This window comes from Pseudomonas sp. CFII68, from assembly GCF_000416195.1.
Taxonomy (GTDB): domain Bacteria; phylum Pseudomonadota; class Gammaproteobacteria; order Pseudomonadales; family Pseudomonadaceae; genus Aquipseudomonas; species Aquipseudomonas kilonensis.
Genome location: NZ_ATLN01000092.1, coordinates 128,516 through 154,617 on the forward strand (window position 1 = coordinate 128,516; position 26,102 = coordinate 154,617).

11 protein-coding genes and 1 pseudogene are annotated in these 26,102 nt (G+C 61.5%); 8 read left to right on the forward strand and 4 right to left on the reverse strand.

Going from position 1 to position 26,102, the window contains the following annotated elements; genetic code table 11:
* Positions 1–3 precede the first annotated feature (3 nt).
* Entirely contained in the window at positions 4–13,806 is a 13,803-nt protein-coding gene (locus tag CFII68_RS12120; RefSeq protein WP_018608103.1) for an autotransporter-associated beta strand repeat-containing protein, read from the forward strand.
* Positions 13,807–13,927: 121 nt separating this feature from the next.
* Here the strand turns inward: CFII68_RS12120 and CFII68_RS12115 are convergent, their stop codons facing one another.
* Both CFII68_RS12115 and CFII68_RS27500 read right to left on the reverse strand, forming a co-directional pair.
* Positions 13,928–14,650, reverse strand: a complete 723-nt coding sequence (locus CFII68_RS12115) for a response regulator transcription factor (RefSeq protein WP_018608105.1) — start codon at positions 14,648–14,650, stop codon at positions 13,928–13,930.
* Between the two features lie 241 nt (positions 14,651–14,891).
* Positions 14,892–15,275 (reverse strand): hypothetical protein, encoded by a 384-nt coding sequence (locus CFII68_RS27500; protein ID WP_156886098.1) that lies wholly within the window; start codon positions 15,273–15,275, stop codon positions 14,892–14,894.
* A gap of 155 nt (positions 15,276–15,430) precedes the next feature.
* Here CFII68_RS27500 and CFII68_RS26320 point away from each other — a divergent pair, with 155 nt between their 5' ends.
* Positions 15,431–16,339 carry a hypothetical protein gene (locus tag CFII68_RS26320; protein WP_018608109.1) on the forward strand — a complete coding sequence of 303 codons (909 nt, stop codon included), beginning with the start codon at positions 15,431–15,433 and terminating at the stop codon, positions 16,337–16,339.
* 129 nt (positions 16,340–16,468) lie between these two features.
* Here the strand turns inward: CFII68_RS26320 and CFII68_RS26870 are convergent.
* Positions 16,469–16,603: pseudogene (locus CFII68_RS26870) on the reverse strand (transposase domain-containing protein); the annotation flags it as partial.
* On the opposite strand from CFII68_RS26870, the gene CFII68_RS12110 reads away from it, so the two are divergent.
* Positions 16,578–17,072: a calcium-binding protein gene (locus tag CFII68_RS12110; protein ID WP_018608113.1), complete on the forward strand. Its 495-nt coding sequence runs from the start codon at positions 16,578–16,580 to the stop codon at positions 17,070–17,072. The pseudogene CFII68_RS26870 and the gene CFII68_RS12110 sit on opposite strands and share 26 nt — an antisense overlap.
* Positions 17,073–17,258: 186 nt before the next feature.
* Here CFII68_RS12110 and CFII68_RS12105 read toward each other — a convergent pair whose 3' ends face one another.
* Positions 17,259–20,489: an ATP-binding protein gene (locus CFII68_RS12105; RefSeq protein ID WP_018608115.1), complete on the reverse strand. Its 3,231-nt coding sequence runs from the start codon at positions 20,487–20,489 to the stop codon at positions 17,259–17,261.
* 373 nt (positions 20,490–20,862) lie between these two features.
* On the opposite strand from CFII68_RS12105, the gene CFII68_RS12100 reads away from it, so the two are divergent.
* From CFII68_RS12100 to CFII68_RS12085, 5 genes are read left to right on the forward strand one after another with little or no spacing between them, the layout of a single operon-like run.
* Positions 20,863–21,918 (forward strand): LLM class flavin-dependent oxidoreductase, encoded by a 1,056-nt coding sequence (locus CFII68_RS12100; protein ID WP_159439824.1) that lies wholly within the window; start codon positions 20,863–20,865, stop codon positions 21,916–21,918.
* A gap of 27 nt (positions 21,919–21,945) precedes the next feature.
* Complete coding sequence (locus CFII68_RS12095; protein ID WP_018608119.1) at positions 21,946–22,557, forward strand: cysteine hydrolase family protein; 612 nt, start codon at positions 21,946–21,948, stop codon at positions 22,555–22,557.
* A complete protein-coding gene (gene trpD, locus CFII68_RS12090; protein WP_018608121.1) occupies positions 22,554–23,609 on the forward strand; it encodes an anthranilate phosphoribosyltransferase in 1,056 nt (351 codons plus the stop codon). Before CFII68_RS12095 ends, trpD begins: the two co-directional genes overlap by 4 nt.
* The gene (locus CFII68_RS27715; protein WP_018608123.1) at positions 23,606–24,826 is read left to right on the forward strand and encodes a phosphoribosylanthranilate isomerase; all 1,221 of its coding nucleotides are present in this window, start codon (positions 23,606–23,608) and stop codon (positions 24,824–24,826) included. Before trpD ends, CFII68_RS27715 begins: the two co-directional genes overlap by 4 nt.
* Before the next feature lie 25 nt (positions 24,827–24,851).
* Entirely contained in the window at positions 24,852–26,102 is a 1,251-nt protein-coding gene (locus CFII68_RS12085; RefSeq protein WP_216598576.1) for an MFS transporter, read from the forward strand.

A 26,102-nucleotide genomic window follows, 5' to 3' on the forward strand; every position in this document is an offset into this window, starting at 1 on the left:
GTCTTGTTGCTGTCTGTGGGCTTGGCGTTCAGCTCGCTGCTGCAGGCAGCCGATCGGTATTGGGATACCAACGGCACGACACTGGGCTCGGGTGGTACAGGCACCTGGAGTCTTTCCGGCGCTTTCTGGAGTCCCAACAACGACGGTGTCAGCGGCCCCTATAGCGCCTGGAACAACGCCGCCCTGGACGACGCCTTCTTCGGCGGCACCGCCGGCACCGTGACCCTGGGCACGCCGATCACCGTACATAACCTCACCTTCCAGAGCACCGGTTACACGCTCAACGGCAGCACCCTGACCCTGGGGGGGATCACGCCCACCATCACCGTCACTGGCGCCTCCACCATCGGTTCGATCCTGGCTGGCAGCGCGGGTCTGACCAAGGCGGGGGCCGGTACCCTCAGTCTCAACGGTGCCAACACCTTCAGTGGTGGTGTCGTGGTCAATACCGGCGGCCTGGCCCTCAACGGCGATTCCGCGCTGGGGGCGGCGAGCAACGGCGTCACCATCGCCGGCGGCACAAGCTTGAGCAGTACAGGTGCCCTCGCAACGAGCCGGAACATCACCCTCACCAGCGGCAGCGTCCTGCTGAGCGGCGCCGGCGTGGGTTCGGCCCGCTTCACCGGCGCAGGCGGACTCAGGCTCAATAGCGGTGTCAGCCTCACCAACGCCGCTAGCACCTATACCGGGGCGACCATTTTCGGCAATGGGAATGGCGGTAGCTTTTCGTTCAACTCCATCGCCGATCTGGGCGTGGCCAGTTCCCTGGGTGCGGCAACGACGGTGGCCAATGGCACCATCACGCTTGGGTCCGGCGGTGGCGTTGGTGCAACACTGAGTTATACCGGTAGTGGCAGCAGTTCCAACCGCAACTGGCAACTCAACGCCGCGGGCACCGTGGCGCCGCTCACCTTCCGCAACATTGGGACGGGCGCGTTGACACTGACCGGCAACATGGTCGTGGCCGGTGGTAGCACCTATGGCACTAACTTCAATGCCAATTCGGCCGACATGTCATTGCTGGGCATCATTTCAGGCAATGGGTTGGTCTCCTATACCGGTAGCGCCGGAAGAACCATCACGCTTGGCAACGTCAATACGTATACGACCGCCACCGGCATCAACGGTGTAACCGTGCGGGCCGGTTCGTTCAAGGACATCGGCACCGCCAGTTCCTTTGGCACCGGCACGGGGGCGAGTGGCATCGGCATCACCAATGGCGCCGTGACCTACACCGGCGCTGGCGACAGCAGCAATCGGACATGGGGGCTAAACGGCGGCGCGATCAACAACGACGGCACCGGCGCGCTTGCGCTCAGCGGCACCTTGGCACTCACCAACACCGGCACGCTCGGCGGCAGTTACGTGGGTACCGACAACCTCTTCTCGGGCGTCATTTCTGGTACGGGCGGCCTGGCCAAGAGCGGCGCCTCCACCTGGGTGGTCAGTGGCGCCAATACCTACACCGGCAGCACCACGGTCAATGGCGGCACGCTCCGCGCCGGCAGCACCACGGCCTTTGGAGCAACCAGTGGGGTCGCCGTGAACAGCGGTGGTACGCTGGACCTCAACGATCTGAACATCACGGTACGCTCGTTGGCCGGTACGGGCGGCACCGTCGACCTGGGATCGGGGACGCTGACCCTGAACGATGCTGCGGGTATCAGTACAGCCTACGCCGGCAACGTCACCGGCAGCGGTGGCCTCGTCAAGACCGGAGCCAGCACGCAGACCCTCACTGGGACCAACACCTATACGGGTGCGACCACGATCAACGGCGGCACGCTGCGGTTGGACTACGGTGCAGCCACCGCACCCACCAGCAACATCATTTCCAGCGCCTCGACCCTGAACATGGGCGGCGGGGTGCTCAATGCGATCGGTGCTGCTGGCGAGGCCAATACGCAGACGTTCAACGGTCTCTCCGTCACCGGAGGCAACAACACGATCGGCGCGACATCCGGCACCGGCGGTAGCATGGCGCTCAACCTGGGGGCGATCACCCGCACCAGTGGCCTGGTCAACTTCAACCTGCCGGGCAGCGGCAACATCACCACCACCAATAGCACTCTGGGCGGTTGGGCCACGGTCAATGGCACCAATTACACCAAAGTGGTCGGTGGCAACATCCTTGCCTTCACCACGGCGGACTATGTCAACAAGGACAATGCTTCCACCTGGCTGAACAACGAGATCCTCAGCGATGCCGGTGGCACTGCGAGCTCGCCCTATTCCGGCACGGTGAGCGGCAGCAAGCAGATCGGTGGCTTGCAGTACACCGCGGCAGCCAACTCCACCGTGACCGTGGGCGCCGGTAATACCCTAGGTGTGGATGGCACCATCATCGTTGCGCCGTCGGTCGGGGCCAATAATCAGACAATCACGGGAGGTTCGCTCACCGGTACCTCTGGCGGTGGTGTGCTGGGCATCCAGCAGAACGGCACCGGCAACTTTACCATCGCGTCCCAGATCGTCGACAACGGCGGCAGCATTGGCTTCACCAAGGCCGGTACTGGGCTGGTCACGTTGACTAATGCCAACAACACCCACACCGGTGCCACTACCGTGTCGCAGGGGATCCTCTCGGTCGGCAACATCACCAACGGCGGTACGGCGAGCGGCATCGGCGCCTCGTCTGCGGCGTCGTCCAACCTGTTCCTGGGAGGCAGCACACTGCGCTACACCGGCCTTACGACGACCAGCGACCGCGGTTTCACCATCGCCAAATCCGGCTCGATCCTGGGCAGTACCGTCGAGGTCACCAGTGCCGCCAGCAACCTGAGTTTCAACGGCCTGGTCACCAGCACCGATGGCGCCAATTTCACCAAGACCGGCGCCGGCACGCTGACGCTGGGCAACGCGGGCAACGACTACACCGGCATCACCGCCGTCTCCGGCGGCACGCTGGCGGTCAACACTCTGGCCAATGGCGGCCAGGTCAGCGGCATCGGTGCGTCCAGCAATGCCTCGGGCAATCTCATCCTCAATGGCGGCACACTCGATTACCTCGGTGGTACGACCAGCACTGATCGTGGTTTCACCGTCGGCACCCCCGGTGCTGGCGGCAGCGTAGGTGCCGTTGGCGTCAGCAATGCGGCCACCACCTTGACCATCAGTGGCACGGCAGTGGGTGATGATGGTTTTCGCAAGGACGGGGCGGGCACCCTGGTGCTCTCCGGCACCAATACCTACTCAGGCGGTACCTCGGTCACTGCCGGCACGCTGCGCGCAGGGTCTACCACGGCTTTTGGCAGCACAAACAACAACCTGAGCGTGGCGAGCGGAGCCACGGCGGATCTCAATGGTTTCAACACCTCGATCGGGGCGCTCCAGGGTCTTGGCAACGTAAACCTGGGCTCCGCCACACTAACGGCGCTCGCCGGCGGGAGCTATGGCGGAGTCATCAGTGGTAGCGGCGGCTACACGCAGGCTGGTGGCGTTCAGGTCATGTCCGGTTGCAACAATACCTACACTGGCGCCACCGCCATCAACAGCAGCAGCCAGATTACCGTCGATTGTCTGGCCAATGGCGGGCAGGCAAGCGGTATTGGCGCAGCGACTGGCGCTGCTTCCAACCTACTGTTCAATAGCGGTTCTCTCAATTACACCGGTGGCAGCGTCAACATCGATCACGGACTCACAATACAGAGCGGGTTTGGCGTGCTTAACGTCACCAATTCGGCGACCACCCTGGGCATCAGTGGGGCGGTGGGCGGCGCCGGCACCCTGTACAAGAGAGGGCCCGGCACGGTGGTGCTGTCCGGCAACAATACGTATACCGGCGGTACGGTGGTTGATCAGGCCGGCATCCTGCGCGCCGGCTCAGCCACGGCCTTTGGCAACGGCTACCTGAACATGGGTAACGTGGCTGGCGCCACGCTGGATGCGAACGGTTTCAATCCGTCGTTCACCTGGTTGCAAGGTGGCGGCACCACGGGCGGCAACATCAACCTGGGCGGGCAGACGCTGACGATCAACACCGGCAACAATACAGCTGGCGTTGCCTATGCAGGTAACATCAATGGCACCGGCAACCTGGTCAAGAACGGCGCGCAGACCCAGCGAATGACCGGATGCAACAACGGCTACACCGGCACCACTACCATCAACGGCGGCACCCTGGCCGTCGACTGCGTGGCCGATGGCGGCGACAACAGTGGTACCGGAGCCAGCAGCGCGGCCGCAAGCAATCTGGTCATCAACGGTGGTGCCACCCTGTCGTACGGCGGCGCGGGCCAAAGCAGCGACCGCCTGTTCACGCTCGGCGCGGGCGGTGGCACGCTGGATTCCTCGGGCACAGGAGCATGGAACCTGACCAGCGTCGGCGCCATTGCGTTGACCGGCGCCGGCGTCGCGCGCACGTTGACGCTCAACGGTACCAACACCGGCAACAACACGCTGTCGGCGCAGCTCGACAACAACGGCGCGGGCGTCAGCTCGCTGACCAAGACCGGCACCGGCACCTGGATACTGACCAACAATAACAGCGACTACACCGGTGTCACCACCATCAGCGGCGGCGTGCTTGGGGTCAGCAAACTCAGCAATGGCGGCGCGGCCAGCGGTATCGGTGCAGCATCCAGTGCGGCCTCCAATCTGGTGATCGGCAACGGCTCGACCCTGCGCTACACCGGTGTGGGCGACAGCAGCAATCGACTGTTCACGCTGGCGAGCGGCGTTTCGTTCCTCGAATCGTCGGGTACGGGCGCGGTCAACTTCACCAATACCGGCACGATCGGGCTATTGAGTCCGAACTTGGCGCGCACCGTCGCCCTGGGCGGCACCAACACCGACAGCAACACCGTGGCCGGTGTGATCGGCAACAGCGGTACCGGTATCACCACGCTGGCCAAGAACGGCAGCGGCTCCTGGGCCCTGACCGGCAATAACACGTACACCGGCAACACCGTCATCAACGACGGCAACCTGACGATCGGCGACGGCAACACGTCGGGCAATCTCGGCACCGGCAACGTGATCGTCGATGCGGCGACCTCAAGGTTGTCGATGAACCGCAGTGACACGGTCATCTTCAATGCCACCCTGAGCGGTCCGGGCACTTTTGCTCAAATCGGCACCGGCACCACCACGCTGACCGCGGACAACAGCATCGGCGCCACCATGGTGAGCGCGGGCACACTGGACGTGAATGGTGTGCTGAACACCGGCTCCACCGCCATGAGTGGTACCTCCACCCTCAACGTAGACGGCACCGTGCAGGCAGCGGGCGGAACGACTGCCGTGATCACCGGCGACGCAGGCGCCAGCACGATCAACGTCAACAGCGGTGCGACCCTGCGCGTTAACGGCGACTTGGACGATGGCAGTGATGCCCTCAACGTGACGGGCACACTGGATACGGGTGCCGCGGTGTTGAACCTGGGTGCTGGCAACGACACCCTGACCATCAATGACGGAGTGATCAACGGTGCCGGTATCGACGCGGGTGCCGGCATCACCGACAGCCTGGTGATCAACAACGCGCTGGCGAGAACCTTCGGCGGTTTCAGTGGCTTCGAGCAACTGACCAAGCTGAACGCGGGCATGCTGGCCCTGACCGGCAACCAGAGTTACAGCGCCGGTACTGCACTCAACGGTGGCACGTTGAATGTGAACGGCACGCTCGATACTCCGACCCTTTCGATGACGGACGCCACCACCTTGAACGTGGATGGCACGGTGCGGGGCATGAGCGGGACGACCGCCATCCTCACTGGCAGCGCCGGCGCCAACACAATCAACATCAACAGCGGCGCAACGCTGCAAGCAAACGGTAGCCTTGGCGACGGCACCGACAACGTCATCCTCGCGGGTACGCTCAACACCGGTGGCGCCGCGCTCGATCTGGGCGCGGGGGACGAAACCTTGACCCTGCGTGACGGCGCCACGATCAGCGGCGTGGGCATCAACGCCGGAACCGGCAACGACCAGTTGCTGCTCGACAATGCCTTGGCGCTGACTTTCAACGGCGGCGCGACCGCAGGTTTCGAAAGCCTGCTCAAGCAGAACAGCGGCGTCACCACCCTGACCGGCAGTACAAGCGTCAGTGTCGGTGCCACGATCAACGGCGGCGGGCTGAATGTGGTGGGTGCGCTGGAAACGCCATCGGTGAGTCTGGCCGACAATGTGACGCTCAATGTCGATGGCTCGCTGCAGGGTGTTGGTGGAGCAGCGGCCACGCTCACCGGCAGTGCCGGCGCGAATACCTTGACGGTGGGGGCTGGCGGCAACCTGGTCGCCAGTGGCGATCTGGATGGCGGCAACGATGTCCTGGACGTGGCGGGCACGCTCGACACCGGCGGTGGTACTTTCGCACTCGGCGGCGGCGATGACACGCTGAACATCCACGACGGCACCCACATCATCGGCGCCGTGACGGCGGGTGCGGGCACCGATACTTTCGCCACTGATATCAGTACCAGCGCAGACGTGGGCGCAGTGCAAGGGTTTGAAACCCTGACCAAGACCGGCGTCGGCGCACTCAACTTCAATGGCCCGACAGGTTCGGACTTCACGACCGTCAACGTGCTGGCCGGCATGTTGGACATCAATGCCGCTGCCGGCTTTACCGGCGTATCCGACGCGATGGTCGCCAGCGGCGCGGTGCTGAACGTCAACGGCAGCCTGGGTTTCACCACAAGTTCTGACAGCCTCACCGTTGCAGGCAATGTAGCGGGGGCAGGCACCGTCGACATGCTCAATGGCGACGATCAGTTAACGCTGCAGGATGGCGCGGATCTAAGCGGTCTGACGACCGCGATCAACGGTGGCCTCGGCATCGATACGCTGACGGCTGACATCGCCACCACTGCGGCCCTGGGGGGCGCGGTCAATTTCGAAACCTTGATCAAATCCAATGTCGGCACGCTCAATATCAACGGTCTGGTGACTTCGCAGTTCGATACGGTGCTGGTGCAGGGCGGGACGCTGAACATCGCCGCGGGGACGATCGTCGATCCGCAAACCACCGTGGTGTCCTCGGGCGCGACCATGACCGTGGACGGGACGTACCAAGGCACCGCAGGCAACGACACATTCACCGTGTCGGGCACGGTCAATGGCACGGGCACGATCAACCTGCTCGGCGGCGACGACGTACTGACCTTGAACGACGGCGCTGACCTGAGTGGGCTGGCCAATCCACTCGACGGTGGCGCGCATGGCGCAGGCGACACGGTCGTGTTGAACAACGCCGGTGCACTTGCCCTCGACGGCGACAACATCGTCAACTTCGAATTCCTGCAGAAGGACAACACCGGCACGGCGACGCTGACCGGGACACAGAGCTTCAGCGGCGGCACCGCGATCAATGGCGGCACGCTGGATGTGGACGGTGCAATGACTACGCCAACGGTGACGCTTGCCGATAATACGACGCTCAATGTCGATGGTTCGCTGCAGGGCGCGGGCGGTACGGCGGCGACGATTACTGGCAGCGCCGGCATCAATACGGTGGCGGTCAATGGCACGCTGGTCGCGACCGGCGACCTCGGGGCCAGCGACGATGTGCTCGACGTGGTTGGCACGCTCGACACGCAGGGCGGAACCTTCGCGCTGGGCGATGGCGACGACACCTTCACGGTGCACGACGGCACTGATGTCATCGGCACCATCGACGGTGGCGCTGGCGTGGATACCCGCGTCTACGACATCAATCTGACCGTCGACCTGGGCCAGTTGGTCAGCTTCGAAGGCGTGACCAAGACCGGAACCGGCACTCTCAACCTCAACGGCCCCGGCGCGACCGATCTGCAGGAAGTCAGCGTGCTGGGTGGTACGTTGAACATCGGGCCCGCCGGCAGCGTAACGGCGACCCTGGGCAGCACGCTCAGCACCTTGGTTGGCAGCGGCGCCACCTTGAACGTCGACGGCAGCTATGGTTGCGGCGATGGCGACGATTCCATGACAGTGTCCGGCACGGTGTCGGGCACCGGCACCATCGACCTGTGTGACGGCGATGACACGCTGACCCTCAACGACGGCGCGGTACTGAGCAACGTCGTCAGCGGCGGCAACTCCATCACCGCAGGCGACACCGTCGTGCTGAACAACGCCAACGCCTTTACATTCGACGCTGGTAACACGACCAACTTCGAGCTCCTGCAGAAGGAAAACACGGGAATTGCGACCCTGATCGGAGCCCAGGGTTTCAACAGCGTCAATGTGATGGCAGGTACGCTGGATGTAGACGGCACGCTGGAGACGTCGAATATGCTTCTGCTCGGCGGCACGACCCTCAACGTTGACGGCGTAGTACGAGGCTTCAATGGCGCCGAAGCGGTCATCTTAGGTGACGATGACGTCAACACGGTAACGATCGGGGCTGGTGGCTTGCTGTTCGCGACAGGCGACTTGGCGGGCGGCAACGACGTGCTGGACGTGTTCGGTGAACTCAACACGAATGGCAGCAACTTCAGCGGCGTGCTCTCGCTGGGCGACGGCGACGATTTATTCACTCTGCACGATGGGGGGGAGGTGAATGGCGTCGTCTACGGCGGCGATGGCACCGACACCGCCATCGCCGATATCAACCTGACTGCTGATCTCGGCGCACTGGTGCAGTTTGAAGTCCTGACCAAGACCGGGAGCGGCACCCTCAACATCAACGGCGATACCGACGGCGTGTTGTTCCCGTCTACCATCCAGAGCGTCAACGTGCTGGAGGGCACGTTGAATATCGGGCCGGATGGCATCGTGGCGGGGCCCGACGACGGTAGTCCGTTCAGTACCCTTGTTGCAAGTGGCGCCACCCTCAACGTGGACGGCAGTTACGGCTGCGGCACCGGCAACGACACAATGACTGTTGGCGGCGCGGTGACAGGCAGCGGCACCATCGATCTGTGTGACGGCGACGACACGTTGACCCTAAACGACGGCGCGGACCTGTCGGGTCTGGCCAACGCGCTGAGTGGCGGAAACGGAACGGATACGGTGTTGGCCGACATCGCCGGCAGTGCGATCCTGGGTAGCGTGGTCAACTTCGAGACGCTGACCAAGACCAACATCGGCACGCTCAATGTCGACGGCCCGACGTCTTCGTCGTTCACCACGGTCAATGTCCTCGGCGGCACGCTGGATATCGGTGCCGCCGGTGCGATCAACGGCGTGGTTAGCACGACGGTGGCGAGCGGCGCGACCTTGAATGTCGACGGCGGCTACACTGGCAGCGTGGGCAACGACAGTTTCGACGTGTCAGGCACGGTCAGCGGCAGTGGCACCATCGACTTGGCTGCTGGCGACGACATGCTGACCCTCAACGACGGCGCGGTGCTGAACAACATCATCGACGGCGGCGCGCATGGCGCAGGCGACACCGTCGTGCTGAACAACGCCAACGCATTGAGCTTCGACGCCGGCAATACGATCAACTTCGAATTACTTCAGAAGGACAACACCGGCACGGCGACGTTGACCGGGACACAGAGCTTCAGCGGCGGCACCACCATCAACGGCGGTATGCTGGATGTGGACGGTGCCCTGACTACGCCGACCGTGATGCTGGCCGACAGCACGACGCTCAATGTCGATGGTTCTCTGCAGGGCGCGGGTGGCACAGCTACAACGATTACCGGCAGTGTGGGCATTAACACAGTGACTGTGGGGGCGGGCGGAACGTTGCTCGCCAGCGCCGACCTGGGCGTCGGCGACGATGTGCTCGACGTGGTCGGCACGCTCGATACGCAGGGCGCAACCTTCGCGCTGGGCGATGGCAACGATAGCTTCATCGTGCACGACGGCACCAATATCATCGGCACCATCGACGGTGGTGCCGGCTTGGACACCCGCGTCTACGACATCAACCTGACCGCCGATCTGGGCGCATTGGTCAACTTCGAAGGCGTGACGAAGACCGGCGTCGGCACCCTCGACATCAACGGTCCCGCCGCGACCGACCTGCTGCAAGTCGACGTGCTCGGCGGCACGCTGAATATCGGTCCAAGCGCCACGGTATCGGTGCAGGACACCACGGTCGGCAACGGCGCGACGTTGAACGTGGACGGCAGTTTCACCGGCACGAGCGGTAACGACACTATGATCGTAGCGGGTACGGTGATCGGTACGGGCACCGTGGACCTGCTCGACGGCGACGACACCTTCACTGTCCAGGACGGCGCCGATCTGTCGGGCTTGGCGAATGCCGTGGATGGAGGGGCGGGCACCGATACCTTCCTGGCAGACATCGCAGGCATCGCCACGCTGGGCGGCGCTATCAATTTCGAGACCCTGACCAAGACCAACACAGGCACGCTCCACGTCGATGGGCCGACGAGTTCGAGCTTCACTGTCGTCAATGTGGAGGGGGGCACGCTGGACATCGGTGCCGGCGGTGCGATCAACGGCGTGGTCACCACGACGGTGGCGAGTGGCACGACCTTGAATGTCGATGGCAGCTACACCGGTAGTGCGGGCAACGACAGCTTCGACGTGTCCGGCATGGTCAGCGGCAGTGGCAGCATCGACCTGGCCGCCGGCGACGACACGCTGACCCTCAACGATGGCGCGGTGCTGAACAACGTCATCGACGGTGGCACGAATGGCGCCGGCGACACTGTCGTGTTGAACAACGCAGCTTCGATGACATTCGACAGCGGCTACACAACCAACTTCGAATTCCTCACCAAGGACAATATCGGCGTCGCGACCCTACTCGGCACCAGTACCTTCTCTGGCGGGACCGCGCTCAATGCCGGCACCCTGGACGTGGATGGCACGTTGAATACGCCGACCGTCGCGCTGGGTGACGACACCACACTGAATGTCGACGGCAGGTTGCAGGCAGTCGGCGGCACGGTCGCGACGATCACCGGCAACGCCGGCATCAACACGGTGTCGATCGGTGCGGGCGGCACCCTGTTGGCCAGTGGCGATCTGGGCGCGGGCAACGACGTGCTGGATGTCGCCGGCACACTCGATACCGGGGGCGGGACCTTTGCACTGGGCGATGGTGACGACAGTTTCGTGGTACACGACGCCACTGTGGTGCTGGGTACGATCGACGGCGGCGCCGGGCTGGACACCCGCGTCTACGACATCAACCTGACCGCCAGCCTGGGCGAATTGGTGAGCTTCGAAGGTGTGACCAAGACCGGGACCGGCGTGCTCAACATCAACGGACCGGGCGCAACCGATCTCCAGGAAGTCAGCGTGCTGGGCGGTACCCTGAATGTCGGTCCCAACGCCAGCGTGGTGGCGACCTCTGGCAGCACGCTCGCCACCGTGGTGGGCAGCGGTGCGACGTTGAATGTGGATGGCAGCTACGGCTGCGGTGCCGGCAACGACACGATGAGCGTGTCGGGCACCGTCAGTGGTAGCGGCACCATCGATCTGTGTGACGGTGACGACACATTGACCCTAAGCGACGGCGCGGTGCTGGCTGCCGTGATTGACGGCGGCGGCCACGCCATCGGCGATACGGTGGTGTTGAACAATGCCGCGTCGATGACATTCGACAGCGTCAACACAACCCACTTCGAATTCCTCACCAAGGATAATATCGGCGTCGCGACCCTGGTCGGCACCAGTACCTTCTCCGGTGGCGCCGCGCTCAATGCCGGCACCCTGGACGTGGACGGCACGTTGAATACACCCACCGTCATGCTGGGTGACAGCACCACGCTGAATGTCGACGGCAGGTTGCAGGCAGTCGGCGGCGCGGTCGTGACGATCACCGGCAACGCCGGCATCAATACGGTGTCGATCGGTGCGGGCGGCACGCTACTGGGCAATGGCGATCTGGGCGCGGGCAACGACGTGCTGGATGTCGCCGGCACACTCGATACCGGGGGCGGGATCTTTGCACTGGGTGATGGTGACGATACGCTGACCATCCACGACGGCACTAACCTCCTGGGCACGGTGGCAGCAGGTGCAGGCACTGACGTCTTCAATGCCGACATCTCGGTGAGTGCTGACCTGGGCGCGGTGCAGAGCTTCGAGACCCTGAGCAAGACCGATGTCGGCGTGCTCAACATCAACGGCCCGTTGGGGTCGGAATTCATCACGGTCAATGTGCTCGCCGGCACCTTGATCGTGGGCGCCAACGGCAGCGTCGTGGCGCAAAACACGACGGTCGCCGTCGGTGCCACGCTCGACGCGCAGGGCAGTTACACCGGTACCGCCGCAGATGATAGCTTCACCTCGAGAGGCATTGTGCGCGGCATGCTGGACTTCGGTGCCGGTAATGACTCGGTCAGCTTCATCGGCGGCGATCTGAGCGGTCTACGCAGTCTGGGTGGGGGGGATGGCGATGACCGCCTCAGTTTCAGCGGTCTGGACTTCAGTGCCGGTGCTCCGGCGCTGAACAATTGGGAGCGGGTCGAATTAGTCGACAGCAGCGTTTTCTCGCTGGCCAGCCCGCTCGACCTGAACGGTGGTCTATTGACCATTGGCAGCACTTCGCGCCTGCTCGCCCGCGCCGGTGCAAATGTTGGAGGAAGCGTTCATAACGACGGCCTGATTGATGTCGGATCGCACCGTCTGGCGATCAGCGGCGACTACAGCGGTAACGGTACCCTCGACGTGCAGGTCGCTGCCTCCGCCGGTACGTCTGGTGGGTTGGACATAGGCGGTGATGTGCTCGGTACGACTCGCGTCAGTTTCGCCAATGATGGTACTGAGGCCAAGCCGGGGGCAACGATCCGAGTCATCAGCAGCCCCAATGACAATCCGTCAACCGCCGGAGGCTTCGTTTCGGACAAGACCGTGCGTTTAAACGGCAGTGTCCTGGCCTGGAGTTTCGCTCAGGGCAAGAACGATTCGGACTGGTATTTGAGTTCGGCCGACAATCTGCTGTTGCCGGAAATTCCCGGCTATACGGTGGTGCCGGATATCGGCTATAGCATGACTCTGGATAACAACCGACTGCTGTTTGACCGCATGGCGGGAGGCCGTGGAGATAACCCCTACTGCAATCGCAGCGAGGAAGAGCGCACGCGCATTGGTCTGGAGTGGTTCGGCACCTGCGAAGGGCTATGGCTGGCCACCATCGGCAGTCACTTGTCGATGGAGTCGAATCCGGGGTTTGAGTTCGATGGCAACAGCACAGGGCTATATGCCGGCTACGACCACCTGTTTGTGGACGAGCAGGCTTACCGCATGCGTGGTGGTCTGTTCATCGGCCAGCAGCAGGGCAATTACTCGACCACAGGCGAGAGTTCGACCGGTCTGGTGAGTGCGGGCAGATCCAATGTGGACATGGAAGCACTGGCGTTTGGCGCCTATGGAAGCCTGGATTGGCAGAGCGGCACCTATGCCGACCTGAGCCTGACGGTTCTGCTGCCCGATGCACATGTCCGCTCGGCCGATGGCTTCAGTGAGCAGATACGCGGCGACATCTTGAGTCTCAGTGGACAGGTGGGGCACAGATATCCCCTGAGCAACGGATGGGTAGTGGAGCCGCAGTTCCAAGCGAGTGCCATCCACATGCGCTGGGACGACAAGACTGACTCCAGCGGCAAGCAACTGAATATAAAGGACGATGTACTGGGGTTAGTGAGGACTGCGGTGCGCGTCGAAAAGACCGTCAAGACGGATGGCGGCGCGACCCTGAAGCCTTGGTTGGCCGTAGGGTTGCAGGACACCCTGGGGGAGAACTCAACAAACCTGGAAGTCACACTGCCGGGCGGGACTCGGCAGAACTTCTCTGGGCATGACCTGGGATTGAACGCAACGCTGGATGTGGGGCTGGAGGCCCAGGTAACTCAGGATCTGAGGGTATTCGGCACAGCTTCGGTAATAGGCGCGAACCTGGGAGGCAGCGATGTGAGTCAGCAGCAGGTTAGCGTCGGAGTGCGCTGGTCCTGGTAGGGGAGGCTGACGAGTTGCCGAGACTACGACATCTTTGCACTGTAACGGTGATGCGGTTGCGATCGCCCGGTGTTCCGGGACGATCGCGCTTCACACCAAGCGCAGAAAAACAGCCGCAGTGCTACTGCTCCTGTGACGGGTGGAAACACCTGCGACTGGCCGTAGAAACGTTCTGTAATGGCCGTTTTACGCCGCTTGGATCCGTGCAGTCGACCGTCATGTCGGTGAGTAGATAGCCCAATCCCTGCGTAGCGAGATAATTCGCCAGTTCGACACCGGTCTTCAGTCCGAGTTTATTCAGCGCGTTGTATTTGTGAGCGGCGATGGTCTTGTAGTCGCGGCTCTGGCGTTTAGCTACCAGGTGCAAGCGTTCGCCACGGGCCAGCGACAGCAGCACATGCCACTCAAGGTCGCTGAGTGAATACCAGGGATGCTTGTGGGCGCTGCCAAGGTCGATCGCCGGATCGCAAAAAACCTTCCCAGCTTTGAGCGCTTGGATGGCCTCGATGATCAGGTGATGTCCGCTGGATTTGCAGACGTAGGCACAAGCGCCTTGTTCCAGTGCAGCGAGCGCCAGGCAGGGTGACTTGTTCCCCGAGAAGACCACCACCCCGAGATGCGGCGCTTCACTCAGTGCAGCCCGTAGCATGGCGATACTTTGTCTGGCGCCAGGCACAATCAGATCCAGAATGAGAAAGTCGTAATGCTTGCTCGTCAAACATTTGAGCATTGTCAGACTATCGGCAACCGCGTCGATGTGGGTTGCATCGGGAAATGCGTCCTTAAGCAGTTCACTCAAGGCATAGGTGATGATGGGCTGATCGTCTACCAACAAAAAGGTCATTTTTCTACCCCTGCCATCGTGCTGTTGGCGCTGATAGAAAATTGCCCCATCCTGCCAATTGCAATTTGACCCACGGCGGATTGCTGATTTCAACCTCAGCAATTGTGGGTAAATTTAGCAACGGTGCTGCTTTTGAAGCCTTCTTCGATCGTCCAAAACTGCGACTGAATATCTGCCACAAGTGGTCATGCATCGGGTCATCCTTTCCCTAAGATCAAAACGTTTCGTCGTCCGTCGACTTCTAATTTTCTTGTCCGACCAATGCCGTGCTTTTACTCACTACTAGTGAATGAGCGTACTCAGGACGCACCTCGGTGTTTTGCTCGCGGCACCCGGTGACAGCACTGACGCCGGTAATGGCCGCTCGCATGACCAAAGGATGCGTGTTGGAGGGCAAAGGCTGCAAGATGTTGGACACCCTATTTTGTTTGGACAGTGCCGTAACAACAGCCTGGTTGGCAGCCTGCGGACGCTGCATGAGTGTAAGCAGGTTTACGCGATCTGTTGCCATGAGCGCAGGAAATAATTCCAATCCATTGAAGTCAATCGTATTCGTAGATCCCCCCGTGCCGCGCGGACGGTGGGCAGAACCCAGGCTGTTCGCTGTGCCGTTTTCGAAGTCCACTTTCGGGTCCATCTACCGGCCAATCATCTGTAAGTCGTTGTAAGAAAAAAACAAACTGGCAGTGGCAGCCTCTCAGAAGGTGGCCTATACATGGACAGGCTGGCAAACAGAAGTGCCAGCGCTTTTCCAATTTGATCGGACAAGGAGTCCGTTTTATGGCTACAGAACTGGACGCGTTGCTCTCAAGTATTCGCGACTGCAAAACCTGCGACGCGGTAAAAAATCGCCTCGCTATCATCACAGAAAAAAAGGACGCTGCTACTGACCCTGATGTGGTGCGGGCGCTGCGGGATGCCCAGGTGTATGCACTGGTCTGGGGGGTGTTTACTGTCGCCCTCGACCAGGGGGCGCCGATCGTCGCCTACGACAAAGCCCTCAAGGTACTCGAGGCCGCTCAAGCGAGCGCAGATAACAAAACTCTTGAAGCTGCCTACATCGCCTACGAGGCAGCCTGTACCGCCTACGAAGAGGCCCTGGATGCGGACAACAACCTCATCAACGACGCCATCAAATCCGTAACCGATGACGCAGCCAAGGCTGCACCCGGCAAGAACGGCATCGACGCCATTGCCGATGCTGCCGCCGCCGAAATGGCCTCCGCCGACATCGAGCATCACCTCGCAAGCCAAGACGTCATCTATTCCTCCGAAGGGCCTAGTGCAGACCCTTATGAGGAATACTATGACAGGAAGCGGCAGATCAGAAATATCACCAGCCCTGTGAAGCAAGCGTGTGATGCTTATGTCAATGAGTATGTCACCCGTGTTCAAGTGGCGGCCCAACTCAAACAATCACTCGACCGGTATCTGCTCGTCTGGCGCGTGACAACCACCGGAAGCGGGAATCCACTGGCCGTACAAGGCATACTGGAAAGCATCGATGAGAAGAACGGGACGTTCGTGCTGAGAAGCACTGTCTATGAAGGTCAGCGCAACACGGTTTCGTTTTCCGACATAGGAACCATCGATACATCACGGACGGGTTCAGGGGCGCTATCCAGTGCAGTCGCACCCGGCTGGAGGAACGTAGGCCTGGGGGAATGGGTTCGCTCCGACCAATATTAAAAATACAAAAGCGCTTAATGCCTGCATAGCGTAACCCTTCACGACAGCGACCGGAGCTAGCATCCGGTCGCTGTTTCTTCGAAACCCGTCCGCTGGGCGTAAGCGTCCACCCCTCTCACCTTGCGTAAGTCAGGCCGGCATCCACTGATGCGGTGGCAGTTGCCTGATCTCACTGGCCCGCTGTGTCGGCAACCGCGTCAGCACATCTTTGAGATAAGCATACGGATCATGCCCATTCATGCGCGCCGACTGGATCAAACTCAACGCCACCGGTAACGCCGCGAATAATCAGCTGACGGGCAACGGGGGCAATAACCGCCTGGATGGCGGGATGGGCAATGACTGGCGGCGCGGCGGCGCGGGCAACGACCTTTACCAATTTGATCGCAACGCAAGCCAGGGCGTCATTGATGATTTCGACTCTGCAACGAATACCGATGTGCTGCAATTCGGTAGCGGAATCTCCGCTGATCAGCTGTGGTTTCGTAAAAACGGCATGGATCTAGAGGTCAGTATCATCGGCACGGCAGACAAGGTGACGATTTCCAAATGGTCATCCTCGGACCAGGCTGGTACGCAAAAGGCTCAGCACGTCGAACAGTTCCGAACCGCCGATGGCAAAGTCCTGCTGGACAATCAGGTAGACCAACTGGTCGGAGCAATGGCGGCGTTTGCACCACCTGCAGCGGGGCAAACGTCACTGCCGAACAATTACAAAGAGGCGTTGGTATAACGGGATGAGGTTGGTTGCCCATGGCGCTTTGACCGAGTGCACCAAGCACGATATCCGCGCCATCGGCCGGTTGCTGTACCGCTTCAGGCCATTGAATCGGCGGCTAGCATGCCGTATTGCTTGGATGTAGAACCCAATGGCTTCTTGAACCGTCAGGCCGCCTGGAATACTGGAGGCGGCCTTTTGTCATGCGGGTGTATCGGCAGTCATCTGGAGATGGGCGGGTAGCAGGTCCATGACGTTGCAGAAGAGATTACGCTGCCTCCAGTCATTGCGATCGCCGATCACATACAGCCGGCGCTTGGCCCGAGTGGCGGCGACATTGAGGAGGTTGGGTTGAGACACTGCCCAATTGCGAGCGCCGGCGTTTTCGCTGTTACCGCCCAGGACGAGGATGATGACTGCGGCTTCCTTGCCCTGCATGGTGTGGATGGTGCCACGTACGATCTTCCCGTGGAGGCGGTCTTTGAGCTGGTTGCGCACGTCCTGAAAGGGGGTGATGACGGCGATACTGTCGGGCGGCACGCCGTCGGCATCAAGCAACGCCAGCAGGCGTTCGAGGGCGTGCCCTTCGTTGTCGACCCAGTTGCCGGAAGAGCGACCGCTTGCGTGCACCCAACCGGTGGATAGGCGGGCTGGGGTTTCCTTGGCTGGGGACGGGGCAATGGTGCCATAGACCATTGCGCCGTCGTAGGCGATGCGGTTGGCCAGGTCGAACATCGGTTTGTCGCAGCGCCGGTGCACCACCAACGGCAGGCCGACCCAGCATTTTTGGCCTTGGGGGCCGGCCATGCGACCCCAGGGTGTGGCGTGGTCGGCAAGCGTCTGGGCGGACTGGCGGTTGGGCAGCCAGTGGGCGTCGACCTGGTAGCGGGTGCGCATGTGTTCAAGCACGGCGTCGGAGACGGTGACGATGGGCTCCAATTGCAGCGGATCACCGACCAGTACGGCACGGCGCGCGCGCCATAGCGCGCCCACCGCAGCCTGCGGGGTGGCCTGGCCAGCTTCGTCCACCAGCAACCAGCCGATCTCGCCGCAACCGAGGCTACCGAAGGAGCGGGCGAACGAGGCAAAGGTGCTACTGAGCACCGGTACCACCATGAACAGCGACGCCCAGGCCGAGCGCATCACGGCTTGGGACACACCACGATAACGGCTTCCGGTCAGCAGGCTGGTGATGAAGGCCAAGTTATTGCCCAGGCGCGAGGCTTCGATCTGGAAGAAGGTGCGATGTAGCTTGAGCGCTTCGATGAACACTTTTGACCTGGCCTGGCGCCAGCCTTCGAGGATCCAGGGTTCGAGCAATTCGATCTCGCTGCTTCTGCCGAGCTGGCCTTGCGCGAGCCAAATCAGCAGGTGTTCGGCCTGGCCGGCCTGGGCAACGCTACGAGCCTTGTCGATTTGCAGGGTGGCGTGGCGTATGGCTTCGTTGATCTCCTGTTCGTCCGTGGCCAATTGTCGATTGAGTTGGCTGAGCTGGGCGCTGAGTCGCTGCAGTTGGCGTTGGACGCTGTCGAAGGCCTCACGGGCCAGGGCATGGGCGCCGTCGAGCAGGCGTTGCCGGGCGGACCAAGTGCGATGAGCACCCCATAGGCTGAACAGGTTGGCGAGCAAACCGGGCTTTTGTACAAGGTGCGCTTCGAGGGCTTGGAGTTCACGCTGCAGTTGCTCACGGGCGGGCGTTAGCTGTCGGATTTCAAGCGTGGTTTGTTCCTCGTCGAGGCTGCGGCGCTGCGTCAGGCGGATCTGGCGCTCCTGTTCCTTCTGTCTGATCCGCGCCTTGGCACTGATCACGGCCCGGATCCGTTCCAGGATGTCGCTGACCTGAGCACGCAGCGTCTGTTCGGTGTCCTTGGCGGCCTGGTACTGTTTGACGGCGACGCGCCAGAGGGTAGCTTTTTCGGCGGGCGCGAGCAGCTTCATCTGCTGCGCCTGCTCGTTCAGCCACTCACGCATGCCTTTGGGCGCCGGCTCGTTGTCCGCTTCCGGGTTGTCGAGCATGAGCTCACCGGTGTACAGGTCTTCGTCCGGGGCTTGGCTGTCGAGAGGTTCCAGGTTCAGAGGCGCAGGCTCGTTTTCTGATCTCGTCGCTTTAGAAGGACGTTTGCCATAGAAGAAGCGTTCGACAAACTGGGTGCGCTTGGATTTGCTGCCCAACGCTGCAGAGATCAGGCCCCAGGCAGGCCTGCCGCTGGTAAGCTCGGCGAGCTCGCTGAAATATTCGGCATCGGGCAACCAGGACGGGTCGATTTTGTCGCGCTGGGGCAACTCGAGAGTTACGTTCTCGACGGCACCGTTGTTGGAGGAGGCCACCACCATCTCGAAGCCGAACAGGCGCGGGTCAAGTTGGTAAGCATAGCGCTCGCGTCCGCCATCGTTGGCAGATTCGCGGCCATTCTGGATGAAGGCCTCCGAGGCCTTGCTCAGCGAAGCCAACACATCGGCCCGCTGCGTCACCACGGCGGCGATCAGGTCGCGCAGCAGGGTTGTCTTCCCGGTGCCTGGCGGGCCGTTGACGCCCATCACGCCGGTGTCGTTGCCCAACGTCTGCAGCAGACTGTTGACCGCCAGTTGCTGGGAGTGCACCAGGCCCAGGTGCCGTTCGGCAGGCCAGCAGCCGACGGCGTAGCGCGAGGGGGCGAGGCGATCGATTAGCGCAAGGTCCGCGCGGGGCTGGTCGAGATGCAGCCGCTGGCTGGGGTCGTGCAGGCTCAGATAACGGGCTAGCGGGTCACTGGTCTTGCCGTGGGCCAGGGCATCGGCCACGTCGGCCAGATCGCTGAGCAGGAAGCTGTTGAGTGGATCGTCTTCTTGTTCGGGCTTGTCCGGGTTGATCGGCGCTGAGCGGAAGCGATGTACGCGCGGCTTGTCGCCGAACAACGCATCGAGCCCGAGGGTCTGGCGGATAAGCTCGGTCATGCTTGCCAGGTCGGCAGCCATGACCACACCTCCAAGCAGGCTGTTGGCCTGTTCGCGAAGGAACTTCTGGGTTTCGTCGAAGCCTCGAGTCCAATCCTCATGGTTGATGGCGCAGCCGACAAACCACGCCTCGCTAGACAACACCAGGCTGTCGATCACCATCCTGCCCTGGCTTTCAAATTTCAATGCAAACAGGGCCGACTGTCGACGTTGCGGCTCCTTGTAGCCTTGGTCTGCGCCATAGAGCGCCTCCAACTGGCGGGATACATCCAGATTGTCGTAGAGGTGTGCGTAGAGCGTGTGGCTCCATGCCCGTTTGTTAGGCAGGGGCTGTCTGCTCAGGGGGTTGGCTGGCATCCATGGCAGAATCTGGGCTGAGGCGGGGATGTCCTGGAAATAGGGCTGATAGTCGCTGTCGCGCTTCTTCAGCTTGGGGACCGCCTGAGGTTGCAGTAGCTCGACGGCGTGCCAATAGCGCACGATGTTTTGTGGATTCATTTTCGTCCTTGAAGCGCTTGGGCTTGGATTCCTGCTGGGAAGGATATCAGGCATGGGGGGGACATCGCTTTCTCCCTTCGAGCTGCACCCGTCACCTACCGTACGCGTACCGACTCCAGGTAGTGTTACTAAATGTATCCTTTTGCTGCGAAGCGTCTTAAAAGCCTGTTCGATTCAGGGGGTTGTCGGGCCTGTTTTTTTACGCGATGGATTTATTGGATCCAATGTGTTTTGCCGCTTTCACGCGTTTGGGTGCATCCGACAGGACGTGGGTGAAGCGAGGCTGGCCGAGAAATTGCTTATGTGGATTTCTGGGGTTGTACGAAAACCATAGACGGATCTAAGGGGACACCTGATGAAGTTGGGAGCTTTTATGATGCCGGCGCATCCGCGCCATCGATCCATCCGCGACGGCCATTTTCACGATCTGGACACGCTGGAGTACCTGGACCGCATCGGTTTTGAAGAGGCCTGGATTGGCGAGCATTACATGATGCCGTCAGAACCATGTCCTTCACCTGACCTGTTGATCGCACAAGCCTTCCTCAAAACCAAGCGCATCAAACTGGCACCCGGGGCCTTTATGTTGCCTTTCCATCACCCGGCGGAACTGGCGCATCGCATCAGTTGGCTCGACCATATTTCCGAAGGGCGCCTCATGGTCGGTATCGGCGCCAGCGGTACCAACCTCGATCTTGAAATGTTCAACATTGATCACAAGTCTGGCGCACATCGCGAGATGACCGCCGAGTCGATCGCGATCATGACTCGCTTTTGGGAAAGCGAAGGCCCCTTTGAGCATCGCGGCAAGTACTGGACCGTACGGCGGCCCGCCGACCAGATGGACAAGTGTTCGGGCTACCACCTCAAGCCCTTCCAGCAGCCATACCCACCGATTGGCGTGACTGGCCTTTCGGCCTCATCCGCCACCCTGGCACTCGCCGGTGCCAATGGCTGGATCCCCATCAGCTTTTGCTTCACTCCCCAATACCTGCATACCCATTGGGCGGCGGTGGAGCGCGGGGCGCTTGAGGCCGGACGCGCTGCGCCGTCAAGAGACATGTGGCGGGTGAGCCGCCCATTCTTCGTCGCCGACACCGATAAAGAGGCCTGGCGTCGTTCGGTGGGCGGTGAGATGGGCCGCTATTTCCGCGAGGACTACCTGCCGATGCTGGCGGGTAACAACGCCTTGGGATTGCTCAAGCATCACCCCGACGTGCCCGACAGCGATGTGACGATGGAGTATGTCGCCCAGCATTGCTGGATCGTGGGTTCTGCCGAAACAGTCAGGCAGCGAATCGAGGATATGCAGGCACAGTCCGGCGGTTTTGGCGTATTGCACATCATGTGCTTCGACCATCTGGATGACCTGGCGGCTACCCGGGACAGTTATGCCGCCCTGGCAGGGATAGTCGCCAACGATTTTTGACTCGTCTCAATGGAATGGGGGAGCACCATGCAACGACCTTTCACAACGGCCAGCGCCACGCACAGTATTGCGTTGCTGGTGATCGATATGCAGCACGATTTTGTCGACGAAGACGCCCCCATTGCCTGCAAGGGGGCCGGCGCCATTGTGCCGCTGATCCACGAATTGGCCGGGTTGGCCCGCACCCTGGGGATCCCGGTTATCTATACCCGCGAGTCGCACCGCAAGCAGAAGGTCGATTTCGGGCTGGAACTGGAGTATGGAGAAACCGAGCATTGCGTCGAGGGGACGCGGGGAATCGAGATCATCGACGAACTGCGGCCCCACGAGAGCGATTATGTCCTGGTGAAGCGCCGTTACAGCGGCTTCTTCGCCACGGACCTAGACTTGCTACTCAAGGGCCTGGGTGTCAATACCCTGGTGCTGACCGGCGTCGCGACGGACGTTTGCGTGCGTGCCACCGCCCAGGATGCCTTGCAGTTGGACTACCGGGTCTGGGTGCCGCACGAATGCGTGGCGGGGACCAGTGAGGCTCGCCATTTGGCGGCGCTGGAACATATCGGTTACGTGCTTGGCCAGGTACTACCTCTGGCGTCGGTCATGCAACACATGCGTGGCAGCTGCGAGATGCCGACATGAGTGCGGTACAGGACGCGAAACCGCTGCCGTGTGCCGATTACCATCAGGTGATTCGCCAGTTGGTCGAAGAGCGGGCCAATCTGACCCGACTGGAGACGAGGCACGTGGTCGAGGCCATTCTCAATTGCCAGTTCAGCGACCTGCAAATTGCCGCCACGCTGGTTGCCTTGAGTCGCAAAGGTGAAACAGCGGACGAGATTGCCGGGGCGGTGGATGCCATTTTGAGCCGCAGTACGCCCTTGCAGACTGGCTTCGACAACGCGGTCGATATCGGCGGAACGGGCGGTGACCGGGCCGGTACGTTCAATATTTCCACCACGGCTGCCTTTGTTACCGCTGCGGTGGGCGTGCCGGTTGTGAAACACGGCAACCGCAGCGTCACCAGCCGTTGTGGCAGCAGTGATGTGATTGCCGCGCTGGGCGTGGATGTTGAGCAACGCAGTAGCGCGCAGCAGATCCGCGCGGACCTTGCCGCGTACAACTTTGCGTTTGTGGCCACCGCCAGTTTTCATCGGTTTGCGCCGCGTATCGGCGAGATCAGGCGTGAGATCGGTGTACGCAGTGTCTTCAACCTGGCGGGCCCGCTGGTTCACCCGGCGGGCGTCAAGCGTCAACTGATCGGCGTCGCACGACCCACTCAGCTTGAGCTGATGGCCGACACGCTGCAAAGACTGGGTCGTGAAGAAGCCTTCGTGGTGCATGGCCTCGATGGCCTCGATGAAGTCAGTTGCGTCGGTGAAACCCGGGTCGCGCATGTCCGTCACGGCACCGTCGAGACGTTCAGCCTGCATCCGCGTGATTTCGGTGTTGACGCTTGCCGCATGCAGGACCTCGTCGGAGGGGACCCAGCACGCAACGCGCAACTGTGCACCGCCATCATCGAAGGTGAGCGAGGACCGCGCAGCGATGCGGTGGTGATCGCAGCGAGCGCGTTGCTGGTGTTGAGCGCCAGGGCAGGGAGTTTCCTGGAAGGCGCATACATGGCTCGCGAAGCGATTGATAGCGGCAAGGCCTATCAGGTTTTTCAAGGATTTTTAGGGCAGGGATTATGAAAACAACTACCAAGATTTGTGGCATCACCACGTTGGAAGATGCATTGGCGGCCGTGAGTGCGGGAGCCAATGCGCTGGGTTTTGTCTTTTCGCCAAGTCCGCGGCAGGTCAGTGCCGACGTGGTGCGCAGCATCATCAATCAGCTGCCGCCGTTTATCAGCACGGTCGGCGTATTTGTCGATGAACCGTTGCCCTTCGTGCTGGAGACGATCCAGCGCTCCGGCATTTCGATGGTCCAGTTGCAGGGCCATGAGAGCAATGAGTATTGCCAGCAGATCGACAAGCCAGTGATCAAGGGCTTCCGTGTCGCCGCTGAAGTGGATATCGACCTGATCAATAGCTATCAGGTGAGCGCTTATCTGTTCGATACCTATGTTGAGGGGCAAGACGGTGGTACGGGAAAGCGTTTCGATTGGGCGCTGTTGCAGCGTCGTCATTTTTCCCACCCGGTGATCGTCGCCGGAGGCTTGAATGTGAACAACGTGCGGCACCTGATGGAGGCCTTGAGCCCGGACGGGGTGGATGTCAGCAGCGGCGTCTCGGCAACCGCCACCACCAAGGACGGCGCAAAGATGCGCGCCTTTGTCTCGGCGGTCGAGGCGGCGGGGCAGGAGCCACGCCTGGAAAAGTTGGCATTCGGTGAAGTCGATATCCTGCGCGACGCATTCCATGACCGGCCACTGGTGGAGGTCAACGGCAAGCAGTTCCTGATTAACTCGCTGACCGAGCAAGTACCCGCGACCCCGGCGCGGTTGCTGCACGTGGCGGCGCAACGAGTGTGCGAGGCCGCAGAGCTTTCCCCGGGGTTGAAGCTTGTAGGAGAGGAGGACAAGGGCGGAGTGTTGCTGGCTGCGGTCTCGTTGCTCTGCGGCCTGCCATTTGGCATTGCGCGCTGGTATCCGTCGGGGCTCGAAGGGCAGGTCAAGGTCGGCTTCGACTGTGAGTATATTTCCGGCGAGTTGTACCTCAACGGCGTCGAGCCCGGTGATAGGGTGGTGATTGTCGATGATCTGATCAGCACCGGTGGCACGCTCATCGGTTTGATCGAGGCGGTGCGGCGGGCAGGCGCGCATGTCGAACAGATTATCTGTGTGGCCGAGAAGCTCGAGTACGCCGGCGTCGAGCGGGTGCGCAATGTCACTGGCCTGGAGGTCAAGACCCTGGTTCGCGTGCGAGTGTCCGGGGCCACTTCCAGCGTGGTCAGCGTCGCCTATTAACGTCTGCAAGTGCGAGAACAGTGTGATGAAAACCAGAATCTTTCCAGGATGGTACGTGGTGTTCGCGGCGCATCTGCTGCTGGCTCTTATCTTTGGTGGCGCTTACTCCTTCGGCGCGTTCTTTTCACAGATCCAGTCCAACTTCGATGTGGGGCGTTTTTCCGTGGCCTCGGTGTTTTCACTGACGGCGTTCATCTACTACGTGGTCGGGGTGTTTTCCGGTTCCTTGGCGGATCGCATCTCTACCCGCGTCGTGGTCGGGGTGGGCATTGTCTTGCTGGCGCTGGGGTTCTTCCTCAGCAGCCTTGCCCCGGGATCGTTGCAACTATTCCTCGTGTGTTTCTGTTCCTTGGTCGGGCTGGGGGTAGGCCTGGTGTATGTGCCCACGGTGACCGCGGTCCAGCGCTGGTTCGTCAAGAATCGCAGCAAGGCTTCGGGCATTGCACTGGCGGGAACCGGGGTTGGAACGTTTGTCGGTCCGTCCGCCGCCGGGCTGCTGATGCAGCACTTTTCCTGGGAGTCGACCTTGCAGATTTTTGCGGGGGCGATACTTGTGGTGGGGCTGCTGGTGGCGTCGCTGGTCAGGAGCAATCCGCAAGAGCTGGGGCTCTTTCCGGATGGCTTCACTGCGGCTGATGCGAGCCCCGGGCGTCAGGCGGCGCCCAGCGGCATGCGCCTGGCCGAGGCGGCGAGTACTGGGCGGTTCTGGTGGTATTTCGGGGCGATATTTTTTGGTTCGGTTGGGCTATTTCTCGCGCTTGTGCACATCAACCCCTACGCGCGGCAGTTTGGTATTTCCGCCACCCAGGCCAACTTGTTGATCGGGCTGATTGGTGTGGGCAACGTCGCCGGCCGCTTGTTTCTGGGCAGCATCGGGGACCGGATGGGCGCGCGTCGCCTGCTGATCGTTCTGACCTTCGCGCTGGTGCTGCTCAATCTACTGTGGCTGGGTGCCCATACGTTCACCACGCTGGCGCTGTTCGCCCTGTGTTTTGGTGTGGCCAATGGTGGCTGTATATCCCTTTACCCATCGGTGGCCGCCAGTTGGTTCGGCACGGCGAATCTGGGGGCGATCCTGGGCTCGCTCTACATATCGGTAGGGGTGGCCGCCTTGATCGGCGGGAGCGTCGCGGGGCTGCTGTTCGACCTGTATCAGAGTTACTCGGCGTCGATCCTGCTGGGTGCGCTCTGTGCGCTGCTATCGGTGGTGTTCGTCCTGATTGCCGGGCGCCAGGTGCCTGAAGTTGCGATCCCGGCGGCCTCGGCGGGTTCCTGA

Bases quoted from the DNA above. Each gene is read 5' to 3' on its own strand.
- CFII68_RS12085 (WP_216598576.1), top strand. From the start codon at position 24,852: ATGAAAACCAGAATCTTTCCAGGATGGTACGTGGTGTTCGCGGCGCAT.
- CFII68_RS12105 (WP_018608115.1), bottom strand. From the start codon at position 20,489: ATGAATCCACAAAACATCGTGCGCTATTGGCACGCCGTCGAGCTACTG.
- CFII68_RS27715 (WP_018608123.1), top strand. From the start codon at position 23,606: ATGAAAACAACTACCAAGATTTGTGGCATCACCACGTTGGAAGATGCA.
- CFII68_RS12095 (WP_018608119.1), top strand. From the start codon at position 21,946: ATGCAACGACCTTTCACAACGGCCAGCGCCACGCACAGTATTGCGTTG.
- CFII68_RS12110 (WP_018608113.1), top strand. From the start codon at position 16,578: ATGCGCGCCGACTGGATCAAACTCAACGCCACCGGTAACGCCGCGAAT.
- CFII68_RS12100 (WP_159439824.1), top strand. From the start codon at position 20,863: ATGATGCCGGCGCATCCGCGCCATCGATCCATCCGCGACGGCCATTTT.
- trpD (WP_018608121.1), top strand. From the start codon at position 22,554: ATGAGTGCGGTACAGGACGCGAAACCGCTGCCGTGTGCCGATTACCAT.
- CFII68_RS12115 (WP_018608105.1), bottom strand. From the start codon at position 14,650: ATGACCTTTTTGTTGGTAGACGATCAGCCCATCATCACCTATGCCTTG.
- CFII68_RS26320 (WP_018608109.1), top strand. From the start codon at position 15,431: ATGGCTACAGAACTGGACGCGTTGCTCTCAAGTATTCGCGACTGCAAA.